An 18,935-nucleotide genomic window follows, 5' to 3' on the forward strand; every position below is an offset into this window, starting at 1 on the left:
GCTCGGGCCCCTCCTGGAGGAACAGCCGTGAACGACGACGACCTCTCCCGCGCCCTGCACGACGCGGTGTCCGACATCGAGCCGCGCGACGCGCTGGCCGACATCCGTGCCCGAACCCGCTCCGATGCGAAGGTGGAGAACATGAGCAACCGCACCTGGCCCCTGGTCCTCCTCGGAGCCGTGGCCACCGCGGCCGTGATCGGCGTGGTCGCCTTCGTCGGGGGCTTCGGCGGGGACGGCGAGCCCGACCCGGGCCCTGCCGCCGCGACGTCGCAGCCCAGCGAGCCCGCGCAGCCCAGCGACTCCGCGGAGCCCACCGGGCCCGCGACCGAGCAGCCCGAGCCGTCGGCGCCCGCCACGAGCGACCCGGCCCCGCCCGCCGCGGGCGCGGTCCCGGTCTACTTCATCGGTGACACCGAGCGCGGCGGCCCGCGGCTGTACCGGGAGTTCCAGCGCGGCTCAGGCGACCCGTTCACGGCGGCCGTCGACGTGCTCACCGGCACTCCGCTCGACCCCGACTACCGCACCGCCTGGCCTGCCGGCTCGATCGAGGGCGTCGGGTTCGACGGCGGTGGCGCCGAGGGCGTGTACGCCGTCCGGCTCGCCGACGCCTCCCTGGCCGACCGACCGGCGGGCATGTCGGAGGAGGAGGCCCGCGCGGCGGTGATGCAGGTCGTCTACACCGTGCAGGCGGCCGGCCAGGCGCGCGCGGTGGTCGGCTTCTCCGCCGACGGACAGCGGCTCGACACCGTCTACGGCGTCGACACCTCCGAGCCGCTGACCCACGGCTCGATGCTGGAGACCCTGAGCCACATGAGCATCACCACCCCGGAGCAGGGGGCGACCGCGAGCGGCACCCTCGAGCTCACCGGCGTGGCCAACAGCTTCGAGGCGAGCTCCGGGTGGGAGCTGCGCCGCGGCGACGAGGTCGTCCGGAAGGGCGCGTGGTCGGCCGAGGCGTGGATGGAGGACAGGCTGTTCCCGTTCCAGGTCTCCATCGACCTCGAGGGCCTGGCTCCCGGCGACTACAGGGTCTGGGCCACCACCGACGACCCGACCGGCGGCACCGAGGGCAGCGGCGCGATGTCCGACGACAAGGACGTCAGGATCCGGTAGGCCCGCGCCAGCGGCCGGTGCCCGCCAGCAGGGCGGCCACCGCGGCGACCCCGGCGGTCGAGGTGCGCAGCACCTCGGTGCCCAGGCGCACGCTGACGGCTCCGGCACCGACGAACGCCGCGACCTCGTCGTCGGTGAGCCCGCCCTCGGGACCCACGACGACCACGACGCGCTCCGCCGCCCCGACGGCCGGAAGGGGCTGTGAGGCATCCTCGTGGAGCACGACGGCCAGGTCGGCGGAGCGGACCAGCTCGACGACCTCGGCGGTGCCCGCCATCTCCTCCACCTCCGGGAACCAGGTGCGGCGGGCCTGCTTGGCGGCCTCCCGAGCCGTGCCGCGCCACTTCGCGAGCGACTTCGCCGCCCGCTCGCCGCGCCAGACCGCCACGCTGCGCGACGCGGCCCACGGCACCACCCGGCCGACGCCGATCTCGGTCAGCATCTCGACCGCCAGCTCCCCGCGATCGCCCTTGGGCAGCGCCTGCACGACCGTGATCGCCGGGGTCGGCTCGGGTGGCGAGACGACGTCGGCGACCCGCACCTCGAAGACCCGCTTGCCCGTGGAGGTGACCTCCGCGGTGGCCGAGGTGCCGGCGCCGTCGGTGAGGACCACCGACTCCCCCACCCGCAGCCGGCGCACGGCGACGGCGTGGTGGGCCTCGTCACCGATCACCTCGACCGCACCGCCCGGCCGGACCCCGGCCAGGGTCGGCACGAGGTGCACGGGCAACGACACGGTGCTCAGCCGTTGAAGGCGTCGCGCAGGCGGCCGAAGACGGACTTGTGCGACGCCCGCACCGACCCCTCCGGCGACTCCTCGCCCCGGATGGCGGCCAGCTCGTGGAGCAGCTCCTCCTGGCGGGCGTCGAGCCGGGAGGGGGTCTCGACGGAGATGATCACGACCAGGTCGCCCCGCCCGCCGCGCAGGCCGGGCACGCCGTACCCGCGCATCACCCGCTCCGTGCCGGACTGGGTGCCCGCCTTCACGTCGAGGTCGAGGCTGGTGACCAGGTCGGAGTCGGCGGTCGGCTCCCTGCCGTCGACCACGTCGGCCTCGAGCAACGGCAGCGTGACGGAGGTGCCGAGGGCGGCTGCGGTCATCGGCAGCGAGACCGTGCAGTGCAGGTCGCTGCCGGCGCGGGTGAACGTGGGGTGCGGCAGGACCTGGATCTCGACGTAGAGGTCGCCCGCCGGGCCGCCGCCGGGGCCGACCTCGCCCTGCTCGCTGAGCTGGACGCGCGTGCCGGAGTCGACGCCGGCCGGGATCTTGACCTTCAGCGTCCGGCGCGAGCGCACCCGGCCGTCGCCCGAGCACTCGCGGCAGGGGTCGGGGATGAGCGTGCCGAAGCCGCGGCAGGCCGCGCACGGGCGCAGCGTGCGGATCTCGCCCAGGAAGGAGCGCTGCACCTGGGCCACCTCGCCGGCGCCGCGGCAGGTCTCGCACGGGACCGGGCTGGTGCCCGGCGCGGTGCCGTCGCCGTGGCAGGTGGTGCAGACGACGGCGGTGTCGACCTTGAGGTCGCGGGTGACGCCGAACGCCGCCTCCGCGAGCTCGACGTCGAGCCGGATCAGCGCGTCCTGGCCGCGGCGGCTGCGCGGGCGCGGGCCGTGGCCCTGGCCGCCGGGGCCCTGTCCGCCGAAGAAGGCGTCCATGATGTCGGTGAAGGAGAACCCGGCGCCCTGCCCGAAGCCACCGGCGCCGGCCCCGCCGAACGGGTCGCCGCCCCGGTCGTACGCCGACCGCTTCTGCGGGTCGGAGAGCACCTCGTAGGCGAGCGAGACCTCCTTGAACTGCTCCTGCGCCCCCGGGTCGGGGTTGACGTCGGGGTGCAGCCGGCGGGCCTGCTTGCGGTAGGCCTTCTTGATGGCGTCGGCGTCCGCGTCGCGGCCGACACCGAGGAGCTCGTAGAGGTCCTGGCTCACGTTGGTCCGTTCCTTCTCTGTGCGGGTCTGGAGGCTCAGGCCTCGTCGAGGATGCGCGAGACGTAGCGGGCGACCGCGCGCACCGCCGTCATCGTGCCGGGGTAGTCCATGCGGGTCGGCCCCACGATGCCGAGGCTGGCCAGGGCGTCGTCGCCCGGGCCGTAGCCGGTGGCCACCACGCTGGTCGAGGAGAGCTCGGCGAAGGGGCCCTCGGCCCCGATGCGCACGGTGACCGCGCCCCCCGTGCTGGCCTCGCCGAGGAGCTTCAGGAGCACGACGTGCTCCTCGAGCGCCTCGAGCAGCGGGCGGACGGAGGTGTCGAACGAGTCGCCGTACCTGGCCAGGTTGGCGGCGCCGCCGACCGCCACCCGCTCGTCGCTGCGGTGGTCGGACATGGCGTCGGCCAGGGTGTCGACGACGGCGGCGACCACTCCGGCGGGTACGTCGCCCGGCTCGGCCTCCAGCACGCCGAGGGCGGTCGTCGCGTCGGCGATGCGCTCGCCGACGACCGCACGCCCGATGCGCGAGCGGAGGGTCGCGAGCAGCTCGTCACCGAGCTGGTCCGACACCTCGACGACCCGCTGCTCGACCCGCCCGGTGGACAGGATGAGCACGACGAGCAGCCGGGTCGGCGCGAGCACCACGAGCTCGACGTGGCGCACCGTGCTGCGCGAGAGCGTGGGGTACTGCACCACCGCGACCTGGCGGGTCAGCTGGGAGAGCATCCGCACCGACCGCTGGACGACGTCGTCGAGGTCGACGGCGCCGTCGAGGAACGTGGAGATGGCGCGCCTCTCGGCGGCGCTCATCGGCTTGACGGTGGTCAGCCGGTCGACGAAGAGGCGGTAGCCCTTGTCGGTGGGCACCCGCCCGGCGCTCGTGTGCGGCTGGTGGATGAAGCCCTCCTCCTCCAGCACCGCCATGTCGTTGCGCACCGTGGCCGGCGAGACGCCGAGGCCGTGCCGCTCGACGAGCGCCTTGGAGCCCACCGGCTCCTCGGTCGCCACGTAGTCCTCGACGATGGCCCGGAGGACGGCGAGCTTGCGGTCGTCGGTCGTCATCGCTGTCCCCCTCCGCCCGCTCTCGGTTGTTGGCACTCCATCGGTCCGAGTGCCAACAATACCCGTCCGACCACGGAACCCGGACCCGGCGGACCCGGCACGGATAGCCTGCGGGCATGTCCGACTTCATCGAGGTGGCCCAGCGCGTGTGGGTGGCGCGCTACGAGTGGCTCGACGTGAACGTCACCGCGATCGGCAGCGACCGGGGGCTGGTGGTCGTCGACACCCACAGCTCGGGGCTCGCCGCGTCGGGCGTGATCGACGACCTGCGCCGGCTCGGTGCCGGTCAGGTGGCCGCGGTGGTCAACACCCACAGCCACTTCGACCACACCTTCGGCAACGGGGCCTTCCGGGCGGCGTACGGCGACATCGCGATCCACGCGCACGAGAACGCCGCCGCGGCCACCGTGGCGTCCGGCGAGCGGGTCCAGGGCTACTACCGCGACGACCTCGACGACCCGCACCGCGAGGAGGTGCTCGCCACGCAGCCGGTCCCGGCCGACCGCACCTTCTCCTCCGCGGTCTCCCTCGACCTCGGGGACCGGGCCGTGGAGCTGGTCCACCCCGGCCGCGGTCACACCGACGGCGACCTCGTGGTGCGCGTCCCCGACGTCGACGTCGTGCTCGCCGGAGACCTGGTCGAGGAGTCCGCCGCGCCGGTGTACGGCACCGACTGCTTCCCGCTCGACTGGCCGCACAGCATGGACGTCGTGCTCGGGCTGACGACCGCCGGCAGCACCGTGGTGCCCGGGCACGGGGCCCCCGTCGACCGCGAGTTCGTCGAGGTGCAGCGCAACGACCTCGGGCTGATGGCCGACGCCATCCGCCACCTCGCCGGCTCCGGCGTGCCGCTCGAGGAGGCGCTCACGGTCGGCGAGTTCCCCTTCCCCGCCGACGGCCTGGCCGAGGCCTTACGCCGTGGCTACGAGCAGCTGCCACGCGGTCGCCGGCAGCTCCCCCTCGTCTGAACGGGGCGTTGACGCCGACCCGACAGCCGAGGTTGGCTCGGGGCATGAGCGAACAGGACGCCGAGCGCGCCGAGCCCGAGACCGGCATCACCGACGACATGCTCCCCGAGGACCTCCAGCGCGGCGAGGACAACCCGCTCGCCGAGCCGCTCGACCCCGACGACGTCGACCGCGACCTCGACATGGACGCCACGCAGGAGCCCGACCCCGGGACCGACCAGGGGTCCTGACGGCGCGCCACCACCGGCGGCGGGAGCGCTCGACCTAGCGTTGACGGGTGACCTCCCCCGACCGCTACGGCTCCGACGTCCTCTCCACCGACTGGAAGGCCCCCCGGCGCGGCCGCGCCCAGGAGCACCCGGCCGACCCCGGCCTGGTCGTCGAGGAGGTCACCACCGACTGGTGCGGCGAGGTCGTCGCCGTCGACCGGGACCTGCACACGCTCACCCTCGAGGACCGGCGCGGCAGGCGGCGCACCTTCCCGCTGGGCCCGGGCTTCCTGCTCGAGGGCAGGCCGGTGATCCTCACCGCGCCCGTGCGTGCCGCAGCCCCCGCCGCGCCGACGCGGACGGCGTCCGGTTCCGTCGCGGTGCGCGGCGCGAAGGCCCGGGTGGCGCGTCAGAGCCGCATCTTCGTGGAGGGGCGGCACGACGCCGAGCTCGTCGAGCGGGTCTGGGGCGACGACCTGCGCATCGAGGGCGTGGTGGTGGAGTACCTCGGCGGCGTCGACGACCTCGCCGACCACCTCCGCGACTTCCGGCCCGGTCCCGAGCGCCGCGTGGGCGTGCTGGTCGACCACCTCGTGCCCGGGTCGAAGGAGAGCCGCATCGCCTCGGGCATCGCCCGCTCCGCCGTCGGCAGGCACGTCCTCATCGTCGGCCACCCGTTCATCGACATCTGGCAGGCCGTGAAGCCGGCCCGGCTCGGGATCCCCCGCTGGCCGGACGTGCCGCGCAGCATCGACTGGAAGAAGGGCACCTGCCAGCAGCTCGGCTGGCCGCACCGCGACCAGGCCGACATCGCCCGCGCGTGGCAGCACGTCCTGTCGAAGGTCGACTCCTTCGCCGACCTCGACCCCGCCCTGCTCGGCCGCGTCGAGGAGCTCATCGACTTCGTCACCGCCGAGCCCCGCGGCTAGACGTCACGGCTGGGCATCCTCGCTAGGGCAGGAGGTCGCGCACCACAGCGTCGGCGAGCAGCCGCCCGCGCTGGGTGAGCACCAGGCGCTCCGTGCGCAGGGTGAGCAGGCCCTCGTCGACCAGACGCGCGACCTGGCCCCGACCGTGCTGGTCGAGGGCGAGCACGGGCAGGCCGTCGCGCAGCCTGATCTCCAGCAGCACCCGCTCCACCCGGCGGCTCTCCTCGTCGAGCACCTCGCGGGCGTGGACGGGGCTGGCGCCGGCGGCCAGCCGGTCGGCGTACGCCGCGGGGTGCTTGACGTTCCACCAGCGCACCCCGCCGACGTGGGAGTGCGCGCCGGGGCCCGCGCCCCACCAGTCGCCGCCGGTCCAGTAGGCCAGGTTGTGGCGCGAGCGGCTCTCCGGCCGGCGCGCCCAGTTCGACACCTCGTACCACTCCAGGCCGGCCCCGCCGAGGCGCTCGTCGGCCAGGAGGTACTTGTCGGCAAGGTCGTCCTCGTCGGGCATCGGCAGCTCGCCGCGGCGTACGCGGCGGGCCAGGGCGGTGCCGTCCTCGACGATGAGGGAGTACGCCGAGACGTGGTCGGGCCCGCATGCCAGCGCGGCGTCCAGCGACTCCTCCCAGTCCGCGACGCTCTCCCCCGGCGTGCCGTAGATGAGGTCGAGGCTGACCTCCTCGAAGCCCGCCGTGCGCGCCCACTCGACCGCGGCGGGCACCCGGAGCGGGTCGTGGGTGCGGTCGAGGACCTGGAGCACGCGCGGCACCGCCGACTGCATGCCGAGGCTGATGCGGTTGAAGCCGACGGCGCGCAGCTCCTCGAGGTCCCACAGCGCGACGCTGTCGGGGTTGGCCTCGGTGGTGACCTCAGCGTCGTCGGCCAGGCCGAACTCGCCGGCCACCGCGGCCAGCACCGCCCCGAGGTCGGCGCTGCTCAGCAGGGTGGGGGTGCCGCCCCCGAGGAAGACCGTGGACACCGGGCGGTCGTCCCGGCCGAGCACCCGGCGGGCCAGCCGCAGCTCGGCGATGACCGCCTCGGCGTACGTCGCGCGCGACGCGCCGCGGGTGTCCCCGAGCTCCTCGGCGGTGTAGGTGTTGAAGTCGCAGTAGCCGCAGCGGACCGTGCAGAAGGGCACGTGGACGTAGATCCCGAGCGGTCGCTCCCCCGCGCCGTCGAGCGCGCCCTCCGGCAGCGAGCCGTCCTCGGGCGCAGGGTCTCCCGGCGGCAGGGCGGATGGCACGCAGCCCATCCCATCACAGTCGTCCGCCCCGACCCGGGTCCCGGCCCGGCGTCAGGCGGACGACGGGGTGTGGAGAGGTGCCGACGCGGTGCCGCAGGGATCAGGAGGCGTACATCTCCTCGATGAGCCGGCGGTGGTTGTCCTGGACGACGTTGCGCTTCACCTTCATCGACGGGGTCATCTCCCCCGACTCGATGCTGAGGTCGTGGTCGAGGAGCCGCCACTTCTTGATGGTCTCCCAGCGGTTGAGCTGGGCGTTCATCTGCTCGACGTACCCACCGACCATGGTGCCGACCGCCTCCGAGGTCACGATCTCGGTGTACGACGCGCCGGCCATGCCGTTCTCCGAGGCCCAGCCGTCCATGGCGTCGGGGTCGAGGGTCACCAGGGCCACGCAGTAGCTGCGCTCGTCGCCGAAGACGACGAACTGGCTGGCGTAGGGGCAGACGGCCTTGAACTTCGACTCGATGGCCGGCGGGGCGACGTACTTGCCGCCGGAGGTCTTGAAGAGCTCCTTGATGCGGCCGGTGATGGTGAGGTAGCCGTCGGCGTCGAGCGAGCCCTTGTCACCGGTGTGCAGCCAGCCGTCGGGGGTCAGCGCCTTGGCGGTCTCCTCGGGCCGGTTGTGGTAGCCGTCCATGACGCCGGGGCCCTTGATCATCACCTCGTCGCCGTCACCCAGCCTCACCTGCGAGCCCGGCACGACCGGACCGACGGTGCCGAAGCGGTTGTCGTCGGGGTGGTTGACGAACGACCCGGCGGAGGACTCGGTGAGCCCGTAGCCCTCGAGGATCGTGATGCCCGCGGCGTTGAACCACTCGGCGATGTCGCGGTTGAGGGCGGCGGCACCGGAGATGAAGAAGCGCACGCGTCCACCGAAGCGGTCGCGGATCTTGCTGAAGACGAGCCGGTCGAAGAGCCCGTGCTGCACCTTGAGCGGGAGCGGGACGGGGTTGCCCTCCCGCTTGAGCCGCTCGACCTGGAGCCCGACCTGGAAGGCCCTCTTGAAGATCTTCTCCTTGGCGCCGCCCTCCGCCGCCTGCATCGTGACGATGCGGCCGTGCGCCTTCTCGAAGATGCGTGGAGCCGCACCCATGAAGGTCGGCTTCACGACGCCGAGGTTCTCCACGATCTTCTCGACGCGGCCGTCGATGGCGGCGGAGTACCCGCACGCCATCTGGGTCGACATCAGCACCTTGCCGAAGGAGTGCGCCATCGGCAGCCAGCGGAATTCCAGGTCGTCCTCGCTGAGGATGTCCTGGGCGCGGATGGCCTCGCCCTCGTAGACCCACGAGCGGTGCTTGAGCCGCACGCCCTTGGGGCGGCCGGTCGTGCCGGAGGTGTAGATGAGGGTGGCGAGGTCGTCGGGCGAGATCGACTCGGCGGTCTCCTCGATGGCGTTCGGGTGCTCGGCGAGATAGGCGTCGCCCAGCGCCGCCAGGTCGTCCAGCGACACGATCCAGTCGCCGTCGGAGGCGCCGTCGAAGGTCACCACCGTGGCCAGGTGCGGCAGCTCGTTCCGGTGCTCCCTGAGCTTGGCGACCTGCTGGTCGTCCTCGGCGAACACCACGCGGCACTCGGCGTCACCGAGGATGAAGCAGGTGTCGTCGCTGTTGGTGGTCGGGTAGACCGTCGTCGTGGCGCCACCGGCGCACATGATGGCCAGGTCGGCAACGATCCACTCGTAGCGGGTGCCGGACGCGATGCCGACGCGCTGCTCGGACGCCAGGCCCATGCTCAGCAGTCCCGCGGAGAGGCTGCGGACGCGGTCGCCGGCCTCCCGCCACGTGACCGACTCCCAGTCGCTGCCGCGCGGGAAGCGGAACGCCTCGCGGTCGGGCGACCTCTGGACGCGGTCCCAGAACTGGACCGCGACGCTCGGCAGCAGGTGGTCCACGAAGCCGGTGTCGGTCGAGGTGGGCATGGGACTCCTGCTTCTCGGGGGGCGGCTGGCTCTCTGCGGAGTAACCTAGATCACTCCTCAACCCACCGGTAGCGCTTGCCTGGTGCGAGTTCCCGGGCGATGACTTGCCGGACTGGTACCCCGTGGCCTTCGGGTGTGGGCCGCCGCGGCCCGGGCCCGCCCGGGATGAGCACCATCGACCCGCTCAGGGGGCTGGACCCGGTCGTCACGGCGCCCAAGCGCCTGGCGATCGTGGCGCTGCTGAGCAGGGCCAGCACGAACGACTTCGGCTTCCTGCGCGACCACCTCCGGACCAGCGACTCGGACCTGTCGAAGCAGATGTCGGCCCTGGAGTCGGCCGGCTACGTCTCGGTGACTAGTCCTGCACGGCCTTGGTGACGGCGATGCAGCGGGTGATCCAGTCGCGCTCCTCGGCGTCCAGCGCCCGGTCGGCCCGCTGCGCGTCCTCGACCGACCAGTGGGCGTTGAGCACCATCCGCACGACCACCCAGTCGCGGGCGCGCTGCTCGTCGAGGCCGGCGGCGTCGACCAGGGTGTGGAACCGGCGCCGCACTCCTCCCCTGATGTCACCGGAGAGCTCCTCGAACCGGTTCCACAGCATGGGCGCGGGCTCGTAGTGCGGGTCCCCGCTCATCGGCTTCGGGTCGATGGCGAGCCACGGCTCGCGGTCGCCGGCCAGGACGTTGGCATAGTGCAGGTCGCCGTGGACGAGGGTGCCGGTGCTCGCGGCGTCCGCCACCAGGTCGCGCCCCAGCGAGAGTGCCTGCTCGACGAGGCGGTGCGGCACGGGTGCGTTGCGCGGCATCGTGGCGAGCGCGGCGCACCAGCGCTCGACGTACGCCGTGACCGTGCGCAGCTGCGGGAGGGCCGGCACGTGGATGCGCGGGTAGAGCCCGGCCACCACCTCGCAGGCCTCGACGTCCCGCAGGTCGCCGAGGTCGTCGGTGTGCAGCCGCTCGAGGAGCATCGCCCGGCGCGCGGGGTCCGCGCGCAGCAGCCGGACGGCCCCGGCGCCGCCCCACCGCTGGAGGGCGAGGTGCTCGTGCTCGGACTCCTCGTCGCCGGCGAAGGTCACCTTGAGGGCGGCGGGGCGGCTCGACCGGGTGCGTACGGGGACGACCAGCGAGCAGTGCCCGTGCATCGGCTCGCCGTCGACGGTGAGGTCCCACTCCTCGAGGACGTCGGCCGACACCCGCGGCAGGGCGTCCAGCCACACGCCCCACTCCTCGCCGAGGTGTCGTTGCGACTCCAGGCCCGCGGGGACGAGCAGGCGTGGCCTCACGCCGTGGTGCCGGGCTCGAGACGTGAGCCGGCGGGGAGGAGCTCTGCGGTGGTGACGACCGAGTCGCTGCCGACCAGGACCACGTCCTCGTCGGTCGCGATCCTGGAGCCGGGCTCCGCACCGATGCGTGCGCGCGAGCCGATGACCACGCGGTCGTCGACGATGCTCGTGCACACCTGGGCGCCACCCTTGACCCGGACGTCGTTGAACAGCACGGAGTCCTTGACCACTGCGCCCTTCTCGACGACCACGCCGGGGCCCAGGACGCTGCGGACCACGGTGCCCGAGACGTCGGCACCGGGCGAGACCAGGCTGTCCTCGACGACGGCTCCCCGGCGGATCCGGGCGGCCTCCCGGTCGGCCCAGTGGGAGATCACCGGCCGGTCGAGGTCGTCGAACACCTCGACCTTGTCGGCCAGCAGGTCGCGGTGGCCCTGGAGGTAGGCGCCGGGGCGACCCACGTCGCGCCAGTAGCCGGTCATCGGGTCGGCCAGCACCTTGCCCTTCTCGAGCAGGCGCGGCAGCAGGTGCTCGCCGAAGTCGCCGATGCCGCTGTCGTCGCCGTCGGCGTCCCCCGAGAGCTCCGCACGCAGCTCGCGCAGGGTCTCCAGCAGGAGCTCGGTGCGGTAGACGAAGACCTCGGTCGCCACCGTGCCGGTGGAGGGCTTGGCCGTCTTGACCTCGAAGCCGGTGACCCGGCGGTCGTCGCCGACCTGCAGGGCGACGTTGGAGGAGGCCTCGCGCCGGCTCACCTCGCTCGTCAGCAGCGTCGCGATGGCGCCGGACTCGAGGTGGCGCTCGATGACGGGGCGCAGGTCCATGTTGAAGATGTGGTCGGCACTGCTGACCACCAGCGTCTCCCCGCCCCAGGCCTCGAGGTCGCGGCTCATCCGGAGCAGCAGGTCACCGTTGCCGTGCGCGAACCCGTCCTCCGACGCCGGGCCGCTGCCGGTCTCGGGCACGATCCGGCGGAAGCCGCCACGGCTGGAGTCGAGGTCCCACGGGCGGCCGCCGGCCAGGTACTCGTCGATCGAGGCGACCTGGTACTCGACGCTGACCCACACGTCCCGGATCTGGGAGTGCACCATGCTGGAGATCGCGAAGTCGATGAGCCGGTGCGTGCCGGCGTACGGCAGCGCCGGCTTGGCGCGCTCGCGGGTGAGCACGTCCATCCGCGACCCGGCTCCGCCGGCCTGGATGACTCCGAGAACCTGTCGTGCGGCCACAGTGGCACCTCCCTTTGTCGTGAGCCTAGGGGGTGCCCCCTGGCGCTGCGGACGATGCCTGGTCGGCGAGGAACTCTCCCGGCGTCGTGCCGCTGACGGTGCGGAAGTCGTGGGTGAAGTGCGCCTGGTCCGCGTAGCCGAGCTCGACGGCGATGTCGGCGAGCGAGGTCTCCCCCGCCTTGAGCCGCTCGACCGCGTCGTGCAGCCGTCGGCGCTGGATGAGCCACTTGGGTGTGAGTCCGACACGCTGCTCCACCAGGCGCTGCAGCGTGCGCTCGGTCATCGCGAACTCCGCCGCGACGTCGGCCACCCGGGTCACCTCCGGGTGCTCCGCCAGCCAGGACACCAGGCGGTTGATGAGCGCACCGGGCTCGTCCACGGGCAGGGCACGGGCGAGACGGCTCTCGACGGCGGCGATCGCGGCGGCGTGCGCCCGGGGGTCGTGGGGGTCGCTCGCCATCGCGTCGCGGATCTCGGGGACCAGCCGCCGCCCGTCGAGAGCGGGCACCTCGGCGAGGTCGAGGAAGGAGTCGGTGACCGTCGCCACCGACCGGCCCAGCAGCAGGCGCCCGGCAGCCGGCCTGAGCATCGTGCCGACCGCCCAGCCGTCACCCTCCAGGGTGACGCTGGACCGGCCGCGGACGACGCCGTAGAAGCGCGCGTAGGTGTTGCTCACCACGACCAGGCACACGGGGTGCTGCAGGGTGCTCTGGACCTGCGGCTCCGGCAGCGACCAGACCGGGATCCAGTAGCGGTCGACGAGGGGCGCGAGCTCGGGCGAGGGGGCGTAGCGCAGGATCGGCGGCGACGGCCGGCTCACCCCGGTGAGGTGGGCGCGGTCGATCGGGTCGACGCGCCGCGTCGGCCGGTCTGGCTGCATGTGTCGGATTATTCCAAGAGTCACCGACAGCTGCGTCCCTAGCGTGCTGCCATGAACCAGACAGCCCAGCGATTCCAGGACCGTGCCCGCCGCTTCGCCGAGATCCTGGACGCCGTCGGCGACCGGTGGGCCACCTCCACCCCGTGCGAGGGGTGGACGGCGCGCGACGTCGTGCACCACGTCATCGCCACCGAGCGCGACTTCCTCGCCCGGCGGGGCGTCGACCTCGGCCCCGACCCCGACCGCTCCGACCCGGCGGCCGCGTGGCGCGCGCACGCGAGCGCCGTGGTGGACGCCGTCGGGCGCGACGGCGTCGCGGAGACGGCGTACGACGGCTACTTCGGCCCCACGACCGTGGCCGACACGCTCGCGGACTTCTACGGCTGGGACCTCGTCGTCCACGGCTGGGACGTCGCCCGGGCCACCGGCCAGGAGTGGAGCATCAGCGACGAGGAGGCGGCCGTGCTGCAGAGGACGGCCGACGGCTGGGGGGACGCCCTCCACGCCGAGGGGATCTGCGGCCCCGAGCTCCCGGTCGACGCGGACGCCTCGGCGCAGGACCGGCTGCTCGCCCGGCTGGGCCGCGACCCGCGGTGGTCGGCCGCCTGAGCCGGCTCAGCCCTGCTGCTTCAGCCTGCGCCACCCGCCCGCCCTGTTGTCGGCCACGAGCCGGCGCAGGAAGGCGGTCAGGGCCTCCTCGTCGACCGGGTCTCCCTCGCGGAAGCCGATGGTGCGGGCGGTGGCGTTGTCGTGCCCCGCGGTGACCAGCCCGTCCGGGTCGGGCACGATGCCGCCGTCGTAGACGAACAGGTTCACGTGGTCCTTGGCGGCGAGCAGGGCGCAGACGTTGCCCTCCAGCACGAAGTAGGGCTGCACGCTCCGCTTGATCGTCTCGGTGATCTCGGGGTCGACGCCGTGCACCACCTCGCGCAGGTGCTCGCACAGCTCCCGCTGCCACGGGGGCAGCTGGGCGATGTAGTCGTCGACCCGGGGGTCGCGATCCTCGGACATGGCGCCTCCTGCCCGCCATGGTGGCACGCGGGCGGGGTCGCGCACGCGACCGTCGGCTACTTCTTGGGCTTCTCCGCCGACTGGGTGGTGGAGAGCGCGGCGACGAACGCCTCCTGGGGGACCTCGACGCGGCCGACCATCTTCATCCGCTTCTTGCCCTCCTTCTGCTTCTCCAGCAGCTTGCGCTTGCGGGTGATGTCGCCGCCGTAGCACTTGGCCAGCACGTCCTTGCGGATCGCCCGGATGTTCTCGCGGGCGATGACGCGGGCGCCGATGGCGGCCTGGATCGGTACCTCGAACTGCTGACGCGGGATGAGGTCCTTGAGCTTGCCGGCCAGCATCACGCCGTAGGAGTACGCCGCGTCGCGGTGCACGATCGCGGAGAACGCGTCGACCGGCTCGCCCTGGAGCAGGATGTCGACCTTCACCAGGTCGGCCGCCTGGTCGCCGGAGCGCTCGTAGTCGAGGGAGGCGTAGCCCTTGGTGCGCGACTTGAGCTGGTCGAAGAAGTCGAAGACGATCTCGCCCATCGGCAGGGTGTAGCGCATCTCGACCCGGTCCTCGGACAGGTAGTCCATGCCCTGGAGGCTGCCGCGCTTGGCCTGGCAGAGCTCCATGATCGTGCCGATGTAGTCGGACGGGCTCAGGATGGTGGCGCGGACGACCGGCTCGCGCACCTCCGCGATCCGACCGCCGTCGGGGTACTCGCTGGGGTTCGTGCACTCGATGACCGTGCCGTCCTCCATGGTGACGGTGTAGATCACGTTCGGCGAGGTCGAGATGAGGTCGAGGTTGAACTCGCGCTCGAGCCGCTCGCGCACGATCTCCATGTGCAGCAGGCCGAGGAAGCCGCACCGGAAGCCGAACCCCAGCGCGCCCGACGTCTCCGGCTCGTAGGCCAGCGCGGCGTCGTTGAGCTGCAGCCTCTCGAGGGCGTCCCGCAGCGTCGGGTAGTCGTCGCCGTCGATCGGGTAGAGCCCGGCGAAGACCATCGGGTTGGGGTGCTTGTAGCCGCCGAGCGCCTCGGTGGCGCCGTGGTGCTGGCTGGTGACCGTGTCGCCGACCCGGGACTGGCGCACGTCCTTCACCCCGGTGATCAGGTAGCCCACCTCACCGACGCCGAGATCGCTCGACTTCATCGGCTCGGGGCTGATGACGCCCACCTCGAGCATCTCGTGCACGACGCCGTTGGACATCATCTTGATGCGGTCGCGGTGGCTGAGCCTGCCGTCGACCACGCGGACGTAGGTGACGACGCCGCGGTAGGTGTCGTAGACGGAGTCGAAGATGAGCGCGCGCGGCGGGGCGTCGGCCTCGCCCACCGGCGCGGGGGTCTGCAGCACGATCTCGTTGAGCAGCGCCTCGACGCCCAGGCCCGTCTTGGCCGACGTCCGGAGCACGTCGGCGGGGTCGCAGCCGATGATCCCCGCCAGCTCGGCGGCGTACTTCTCGGGCTGGGCGTTGGGCAGGTCGATCTTGTTGAGCACCGGGATGATGTGGAGGTCGGCTCCCAGGGCCAGGTAGAGGTTGGCCAGCGTCTGGGCCTCGATGCCCTGCGCGGCGTCGACCAGCAGGATCGCGGCCTCGCACGCCTCGAGCGAGCGCGACACCTCGTAGGTGAAGTCGACGTGGCCGGGGGTGTCGATCATGTTCAGCACGTAGGTGCCGGGCTGGGCACCCTGCTCGTTGTCGGCCGGGACGGTCCACGGCATCCGGACGGCCTGGCTCTTGATCGTGATGCCGCGCTCGCGCTCGATGTCCATGCGGTCGAGGTACTGCGCGCGGGCGGCGCGCTCGTCGACGACGCCGGTCAGCTGGAGCATCCGGTCGGCGAGGGTCGACTTGCCGTGGTCGATGTGGGCGATGATGCAGAAGTTGCGGATGATCGCGGGATCGGTGTGACCGGGCAGCGGCGCGGGCGGCCGTGGAGCGTTAGGGGGCACGTCGTACTTCCGTGGAGTCAGCGGGAGGGCCCATTGTTCCACGGGCACCGCCGCCGCGAGGACCAGCGGCCGGGTCAGCCCTTCGTGCCGGTCGTGGCGATGCCCTCGATGATCTGCTTCTGGCCGATGAGGAAGACGATGATCATGGGCACGGTGGTGATCACGCTGGCCGTGACGACGAGCTCCCAGTGCCACTCCCCGCCGAAGCCGAACTGGTCGAGCATCGACTTCAGCCCCCGCGGCACCGTGAAGGTGTCCTCGTCGCGCAGGTAGATCAGCGGCCGCATCAGGTCGGTCCAGGCGGCCTGGAACTCGAAGATCGCCGTGACGGCCAGGGCGGGCCGGCTCAGGGGCAGCGCGATGTGCCAGAAGATCTGCCAGTTGTTCGCGCCGTCGACGCGCGCGGCCTGGAACAGCTCGCGCGGCAGCCCCAGGAAGAACTGGCGCAGCAGGAAGACGTAGAACGGGCTGGCGAAGAGGTTGGCCGCCCACAGCGGGGTCAGCGTGCCCACCTGCCCGAGGGAGTCCCAGATCAGGTAGACCGGGATCATCGTGGCCACGCCTGGCACCATCATCGAGGCGAGCACGAGGCCGAAGAGGGCGTTGCGCCCCCGGAAGCGGAAGTAGGCGAACCCCCACGCCACCAGGGAGCTCGAGATGGTCACCGCCAGCGTGGCCAGCACCGTCACGATCACGGTGTTGAGCAGCCACAGCGCCATCGGCGCCTCGTTCCACACCTCCAGGTAGTTCTGGAACGTCAGCGTCTCGGGGATCAGCTTGTTGTCGAAGACGTCGCTGCGCGGCTTGAGCGAGGCGCTCACCAGCCAGATGAACGGGTAGGTGAAGACGACCGTCACGGCCACCAGCGCGGCGCCCACGACCCAGCGCTTGATGCGGGGACCGGTGCGCGGGTCGCGCTGCCGCGGCGGCGTCCGGAGCCCGTCGTCGTACGTCGTGGGCGGCGTGCTGTCGGTGAGCCGCTCGATCGTGGCCATCAGGCGTCACCCGCGTAGTAGACGTAGCGCTTGCCGACCCACACCTGCACCGCGGTGATCACCATGATGATCGCGAACAGCAGCACGGCCAGCGACGCGGCGTAGCCCATGTGCAGGAACTCGAAGGCCTGCTGGAAGAGGTAGATGGAGTAGAACAGCGCCGCGTCGTTGGAGTAGGTGGTGTTGCCGGAGCCGAAGAAGGCGGTGTAGGCCTCGGTGAACGACTGCAGTGCGCCGATCGTGTCGATGATGACGACGAAGTAGACCGCACCGCTGATGCCGGGCAGGGACACGTGGAAGAAGCGGCCCCACGGGCCCGCGCCGTCGAGCTCGGCGGCGTCGTAGAGGTCCTTGGGCACGTTGCTGAGGGCGGCCAGCAGGATCACCACCGAGGCTCCCACCGTCCACAGGCTCATCATGGCCAGGCCGGGCTTGACCCAGGTGGGGTCCGTGGTCCAGTTGGGGCCGTCGATCCCGAACACGCCCAGCGCGGCGTTGACCAGCCCGCTCTGCCCGTTGAAGAGCAGCAGGAGCAGCACGCCGACGGCCACCGGGGGCGTCATCTTGGGCAGGTAGAACGCCGTCCGGAAGAAGCCGGAGGCCCGGCCCGCGTGACGCAGCAGCATGGCCAGTCCGAGCGCCACGACCAGCTGGGTGGGCACCGTCAGCAGCGCGAAGATCGCGGTGTTGCGCAGCGCCAGGGAGACCTTGGGGTCGTCGACCAGCTCGGTGTAGTTCGCGGTGCCGACGAACGACGGGTCGTTGATGACGTCGTAGTCGGTGAAGGACAGGTAGACGGTGTAGAAGAGCGGGTAGAGCATGAAGACGCAGAACCCGATGATCCACGGGCTGATGAACAGCAGGGCCGCCCGCGTCTCCTGACGCCGCATCGGGCTGCGCTCCCGCGGGGCCTTCCCGGAGGTGCCGGAGGTGCGCGGCGTGCCGAGGGAGACGCTCACGGCCTTACTTCTCCCACTGCGCCCACGCCTCGTCAAGGGCCGCCTGACCCTCCTCCTGCGCCTGCGCCATGGCCTCCTGCGGCGCCTGCTGCCCGTTCAGCACCCGGTTGACGGCGTCCTGCCAGGCCGACTCGAACTCGTCGCCCGCAGGCAGCGCCGGCATGGTGAAGGTGTGGTCGTTGGCCTCGTACGTCGCCTCGATGGCGGCGTCCCAGACCTCGCTGCCCGACGGCTCCACCATCGCGCGGATCTGCTCGTCGGCCTCGGTGTTGCCGGTCAGCAGGCCGGTGAAGATGCCGCCGCTCTCCTTGCGCAGGCGCACCCGCTCCTCGGCGGCCGCGACCCACGCCTCCGTCTCGGTCATCGCCTTGGCGAAGCGGCAGGCGGCCTCCGGCTCGGGTGCGCCCTTCGGCACGGCCCACGCCGAGCCGGACGCGAACGCGAGCGGCTGGCCCTCCTTGTCGCGGAAGGCGTCGAAGGCCATCTCGACGTCGGGAGTGACGTCGTTGAGGACGTTGACGTACCACTGCTCCATGGGCATCGCGCCCAGCGTCGCGGTGGCGAACTGGTTGCCGTCGCCGAAGAAGTCAGCCGAGTCGCGGAACGCCTTGACGGCGCCGAAGCCGCCCTGGTCGTCGTAGATGCCCACCGCGAACTCGAGGGCCTCGACGACCTCCGGGCTGTCGAGCTGGGCGGTCCTGCCGTCCTCGGAGATCATCGAGCCACCGTTGGCGCGCACCCACAGCGGCAGGAACTCGGGAAGCTTGCTGTCGTAGCCGATCACGGAGATCTTGCCGTCCCCGGACTGGGTCATCGCCTCGTTGGCGCGGCTGACGGCCTCCCAGTCGGAGCCGTTGACGTCCTCGATGGTGGCACCGGCGCCGTCGAGGACCTCCGTGCTCGCCTGCACGATCTGGACGACGTTGAACTCGGGGATGGCGTAGACCTGGTCGTCGAACGTCACCTCGGCCATGGCCGGCTCGCGGTAGACGCCGGTGTCGATGCCCTCGCCCTCGATGCAGTCGTCGAGGGGCACCACGGCCCCGCGGGAGGCGAAGGTGCCGATCTGCGACCGCTCGGCGTAGACCAGTGACGGCGGGTCGCCGGCGGCGACGGAGTTGAGGAACACCTGGATGTCGAGGTCGCCCTTGACCTGGTCGATCGTCACGTCGGAGCCCAGCGCCTCCTCGGCGCGCGCCAGCCGGGTCGTGCCGATCTCGTCCTCGCCGCCGAAGCCCATGATGGAGAGCTCGCCCGAGAGCGACGCCC

At 72.2% G+C, this 18,935-nt stretch carries 19 protein-coding genes; 6 read left to right on the top strand and 13 right to left on the bottom strand.

All coding sequences use genetic code 11. From position 1 onward, the window contains the following. Positions 1-27: 27 nt before the first annotated feature. Positions 28-1,116: a Gmad2 immunoglobulin-like domain-containing protein gene (locus tag QZX64_RS13535; RefSeq protein ID WP_295660805.1), complete on the top strand. Its 1,089-nt coding sequence runs from the start codon at positions 28-30 to the stop codon at positions 1,114-1,116. Here the strand turns inward: QZX64_RS13535 and QZX64_RS13540 are convergent. The 3 genes from QZX64_RS13540 to hrcA are packed head-to-tail and all read right to left on the bottom strand — an operon-like array spanning position 1,103 to position 4,100. Then, positions 1,103-1,852, bottom strand: a complete 750-nt coding sequence (locus QZX64_RS13540; protein ID WP_295660806.1) for a 16S rRNA (uracil(1498)-N(3))-methyltransferase — start codon at positions 1,850-1,852, stop codon at positions 1,103-1,105. The genes QZX64_RS13535 and QZX64_RS13540 overlap by 14 nt on opposite strands. Before the next feature lie 5 nt (positions 1,853-1,857). Continuing rightward, positions 1,858-3,039 (bottom strand): molecular chaperone DnaJ, encoded by a 1,182-nt coding sequence (gene dnaJ, locus QZX64_RS13545; RefSeq protein ID WP_295660808.1) that lies wholly within the window; start codon positions 3,037-3,039, stop codon positions 1,858-1,860. A gap of 35 nt (positions 3,040-3,074) precedes the next feature. Beyond that, on the bottom strand, positions 3,075-4,100 hold the full coding sequence (gene hrcA / locus QZX64_RS13550) for a heat-inducible transcriptional repressor HrcA (RefSeq protein ID WP_295660809.1): 1,026 nt from the start codon (positions 4,098-4,100) through the stop codon (positions 3,075-3,077). Positions 4,101-4,216: 116 nt separating this feature from the next. Here hrcA and QZX64_RS13555 point away from each other — a divergent pair, with 116 nt between their 5' ends. The 3 genes from QZX64_RS13555 to QZX64_RS13565 are packed head-to-tail and all read left to right on the top strand — an operon-like array spanning position 4,217 to position 6,206. Beyond that, on the top strand, positions 4,217-5,068 hold the full coding sequence (locus tag QZX64_RS13555; RefSeq protein ID WP_295660811.1) for an MBL fold metallo-hydrolase: 852 nt from the start codon (positions 4,217-4,219) through the stop codon (positions 5,066-5,068). A gap of 44 nt (positions 5,069-5,112) precedes the next feature. Continuing rightward, entirely contained in the window at positions 5,113-5,298 is a 186-nt protein-coding gene (locus tag QZX64_RS13560) for a hypothetical protein (RefSeq protein ID WP_295660812.1), read from the top strand. 47 nt (positions 5,299-5,345) lie between these two features. Then, a complete protein-coding gene (locus QZX64_RS13565; protein WP_295660814.1) occupies positions 5,346-6,206 on the top strand; it encodes a DUF3097 domain-containing protein in 861 nt (286 codons plus the stop codon). A gap of 22 nt (positions 6,207-6,228) precedes the next feature. Here QZX64_RS13565 and hemW read toward each other — a convergent pair whose 3' ends face one another. Both hemW and QZX64_RS13575 read right to left on the bottom strand, forming a co-directional pair. Then, complete coding sequence (gene hemW, locus QZX64_RS13570; protein ID WP_295660816.1) at positions 6,229-7,446, bottom strand: radical SAM family heme chaperone HemW; 1,218 nt, start codon at positions 7,444-7,446, stop codon at positions 6,229-6,231. A gap of 100 nt (positions 7,447-7,546) precedes the next feature. Further along, positions 7,547-9,370 carry a long-chain fatty acid--CoA ligase gene (locus tag QZX64_RS13575; RefSeq protein WP_295660818.1) on the bottom strand — a complete coding sequence of 608 codons (1,824 nt, stop codon included), beginning with the start codon at positions 9,368-9,370 and terminating at the stop codon, positions 7,547-7,549. A 165-nt stretch (positions 9,371-9,535) separates the two neighbouring features. Between QZX64_RS13575 and QZX64_RS13580 the strand changes: the two genes are divergently transcribed. Beyond that, positions 9,536-9,748, top strand: coding sequence for a transcriptional regulator (locus tag QZX64_RS13580; RefSeq protein ID WP_295660820.1), 213 nt, complete (start codon positions 9,536-9,538; stop codon positions 9,746-9,748). On the opposite strand, the gene QZX64_RS13585 is transcribed toward QZX64_RS13580, so the two are convergent. The 3 genes from QZX64_RS13585 to QZX64_RS13595 are packed head-to-tail and all read right to left on the bottom strand — an operon-like array spanning position 9,726 to position 12,758. Next, positions 9,726-10,652 (bottom strand): aminoglycoside phosphotransferase family protein, encoded by a 927-nt coding sequence (locus QZX64_RS13585; RefSeq protein ID WP_295660822.1) that lies wholly within the window; start codon positions 10,650-10,652, stop codon positions 9,726-9,728. The two genes, QZX64_RS13580 and QZX64_RS13585, sit on opposite strands and share 23 nt — an antisense overlap. Continuing rightward, positions 10,649-11,878, bottom strand: coding sequence for a glucose-1-phosphate adenylyltransferase family protein (locus QZX64_RS13590; RefSeq protein WP_295660825.1), 1,230 nt, complete (start codon positions 11,876-11,878; stop codon positions 10,649-10,651). The genes QZX64_RS13585 and QZX64_RS13590 overlap by 4 nt, the downstream gene beginning before the upstream one ends. A 25-nt stretch (positions 11,879-11,903) precedes the next feature. Then, on the bottom strand, positions 11,904-12,758 hold the full coding sequence (locus tag QZX64_RS13595; RefSeq protein ID WP_295660827.1) for an AraC family transcriptional regulator: 855 nt from the start codon (positions 12,756-12,758) through the stop codon (positions 11,904-11,906). 51 nt (positions 12,759-12,809) lie between these two features. On the opposite strand from QZX64_RS13595, the gene QZX64_RS13600 reads away from it, so the two are divergent. After that, complete coding sequence (locus QZX64_RS13600) at positions 12,810-13,367, top strand: TIGR03086 family metal-binding protein (protein WP_295660829.1); 558 nt, start codon at positions 12,810-12,812, stop codon at positions 13,365-13,367. Positions 13,368-13,373: 6 nt separating this feature from the next. Here the strand turns inward: QZX64_RS13600 and QZX64_RS13605 are convergent, their stop codons facing one another. The 5 genes from QZX64_RS13605 to QZX64_RS13625 form a co-directional block, all read right to left on the bottom strand. Continuing rightward, positions 13,374-13,769, bottom strand: coding sequence for a DUF1801 domain-containing protein (locus QZX64_RS13605; protein ID WP_295660831.1), 396 nt, complete (start codon positions 13,767-13,769; stop codon positions 13,374-13,376). Positions 13,770-13,825: 56 nt separating this feature from the next. Then, entirely contained in the window at positions 13,826-15,712 is a 1,887-nt protein-coding gene (lepA, locus tag QZX64_RS13610; RefSeq protein WP_295660833.1) for a translation elongation factor 4, read from the bottom strand. A gap of 74 nt (positions 15,713-15,786) precedes the next feature. Beyond that, the gene (locus QZX64_RS13615) at positions 15,787-16,707 is read right to left on the bottom strand and encodes a carbohydrate ABC transporter permease (protein WP_295660836.1); all 921 of its coding nucleotides are present in this window, start codon (positions 16,705-16,707) and stop codon (positions 15,787-15,789) included. Then, positions 16,707-17,666, bottom strand: coding sequence for a carbohydrate ABC transporter permease (locus tag QZX64_RS13620; RefSeq protein WP_295660837.1), 960 nt, complete (start codon positions 17,664-17,666; stop codon positions 16,707-16,709). Before QZX64_RS13620 ends, QZX64_RS13615 begins: the two co-directional genes overlap by 1 nt. 4 nt (positions 17,667-17,670) lie before the next feature. Then, positions 17,671-18,935, bottom strand: a 1,265-nt coding sequence (locus tag QZX64_RS13625; protein WP_295660839.1) for an extracellular solute-binding protein, incomplete at its 5' end; no start/stop codon positions are given.

Source organism: uncultured Nocardioides sp., assembly GCF_902805925.1.
In the GTDB taxonomy this organism is placed as follows: Bacteria; Actinomycetota; Actinomycetes; order Propionibacteriales; family Nocardioidaceae; genus Nocardioides.

Coding starts and splice junctions, on each gene's coding strand:
- hrcA (WP_295660809.1), bottom strand. CDS start 4,100: ATGACGACCGACGACCGCAAGCTCGCCGTCCTCCGGGCCATCGTCGAG.
- QZX64_RS13555 (WP_295660811.1), top strand. CDS start 4,217: ATGTCCGACTTCATCGAGGTGGCCCAGCGCGTGTGGGTGGCGCGCTAC.
- QZX64_RS13560 (WP_295660812.1), top strand. CDS start 5,113: ATGAGCGAACAGGACGCCGAGCGCGCCGAGCCCGAGACCGGCATCACC.
- QZX64_RS13575 (WP_295660818.1), bottom strand. CDS start 9,370: ATGCCCACCTCGACCGACACCGGCTTCGTGGACCACCTGCTGCCGAGC.
- QZX64_RS13580 (WP_295660820.1), top strand. CDS start 9,536: ATGAGCACCATCGACCCGCTCAGGGGGCTGGACCCGGTCGTCACGGCG.
- QZX64_RS13595 (WP_295660827.1), bottom strand. CDS start 12,758: ATGCAGCCAGACCGGCCGACGCGGCGCGTCGACCCGATCGACCGCGCC.
- QZX64_RS13600 (WP_295660829.1), top strand. CDS start 12,810: ATGAACCAGACAGCCCAGCGATTCCAGGACCGTGCCCGCCGCTTCGCC.
- QZX64_RS13605 (WP_295660831.1), bottom strand. CDS start 13,769: ATGTCCGAGGATCGCGACCCCCGGGTCGACGACTACATCGCCCAGCTG.
- QZX64_RS13615 (WP_295660836.1), bottom strand. CDS start 16,707: ATGGCCACGATCGAGCGGCTCACCGACAGCACGCCGCCCACGACGTAC.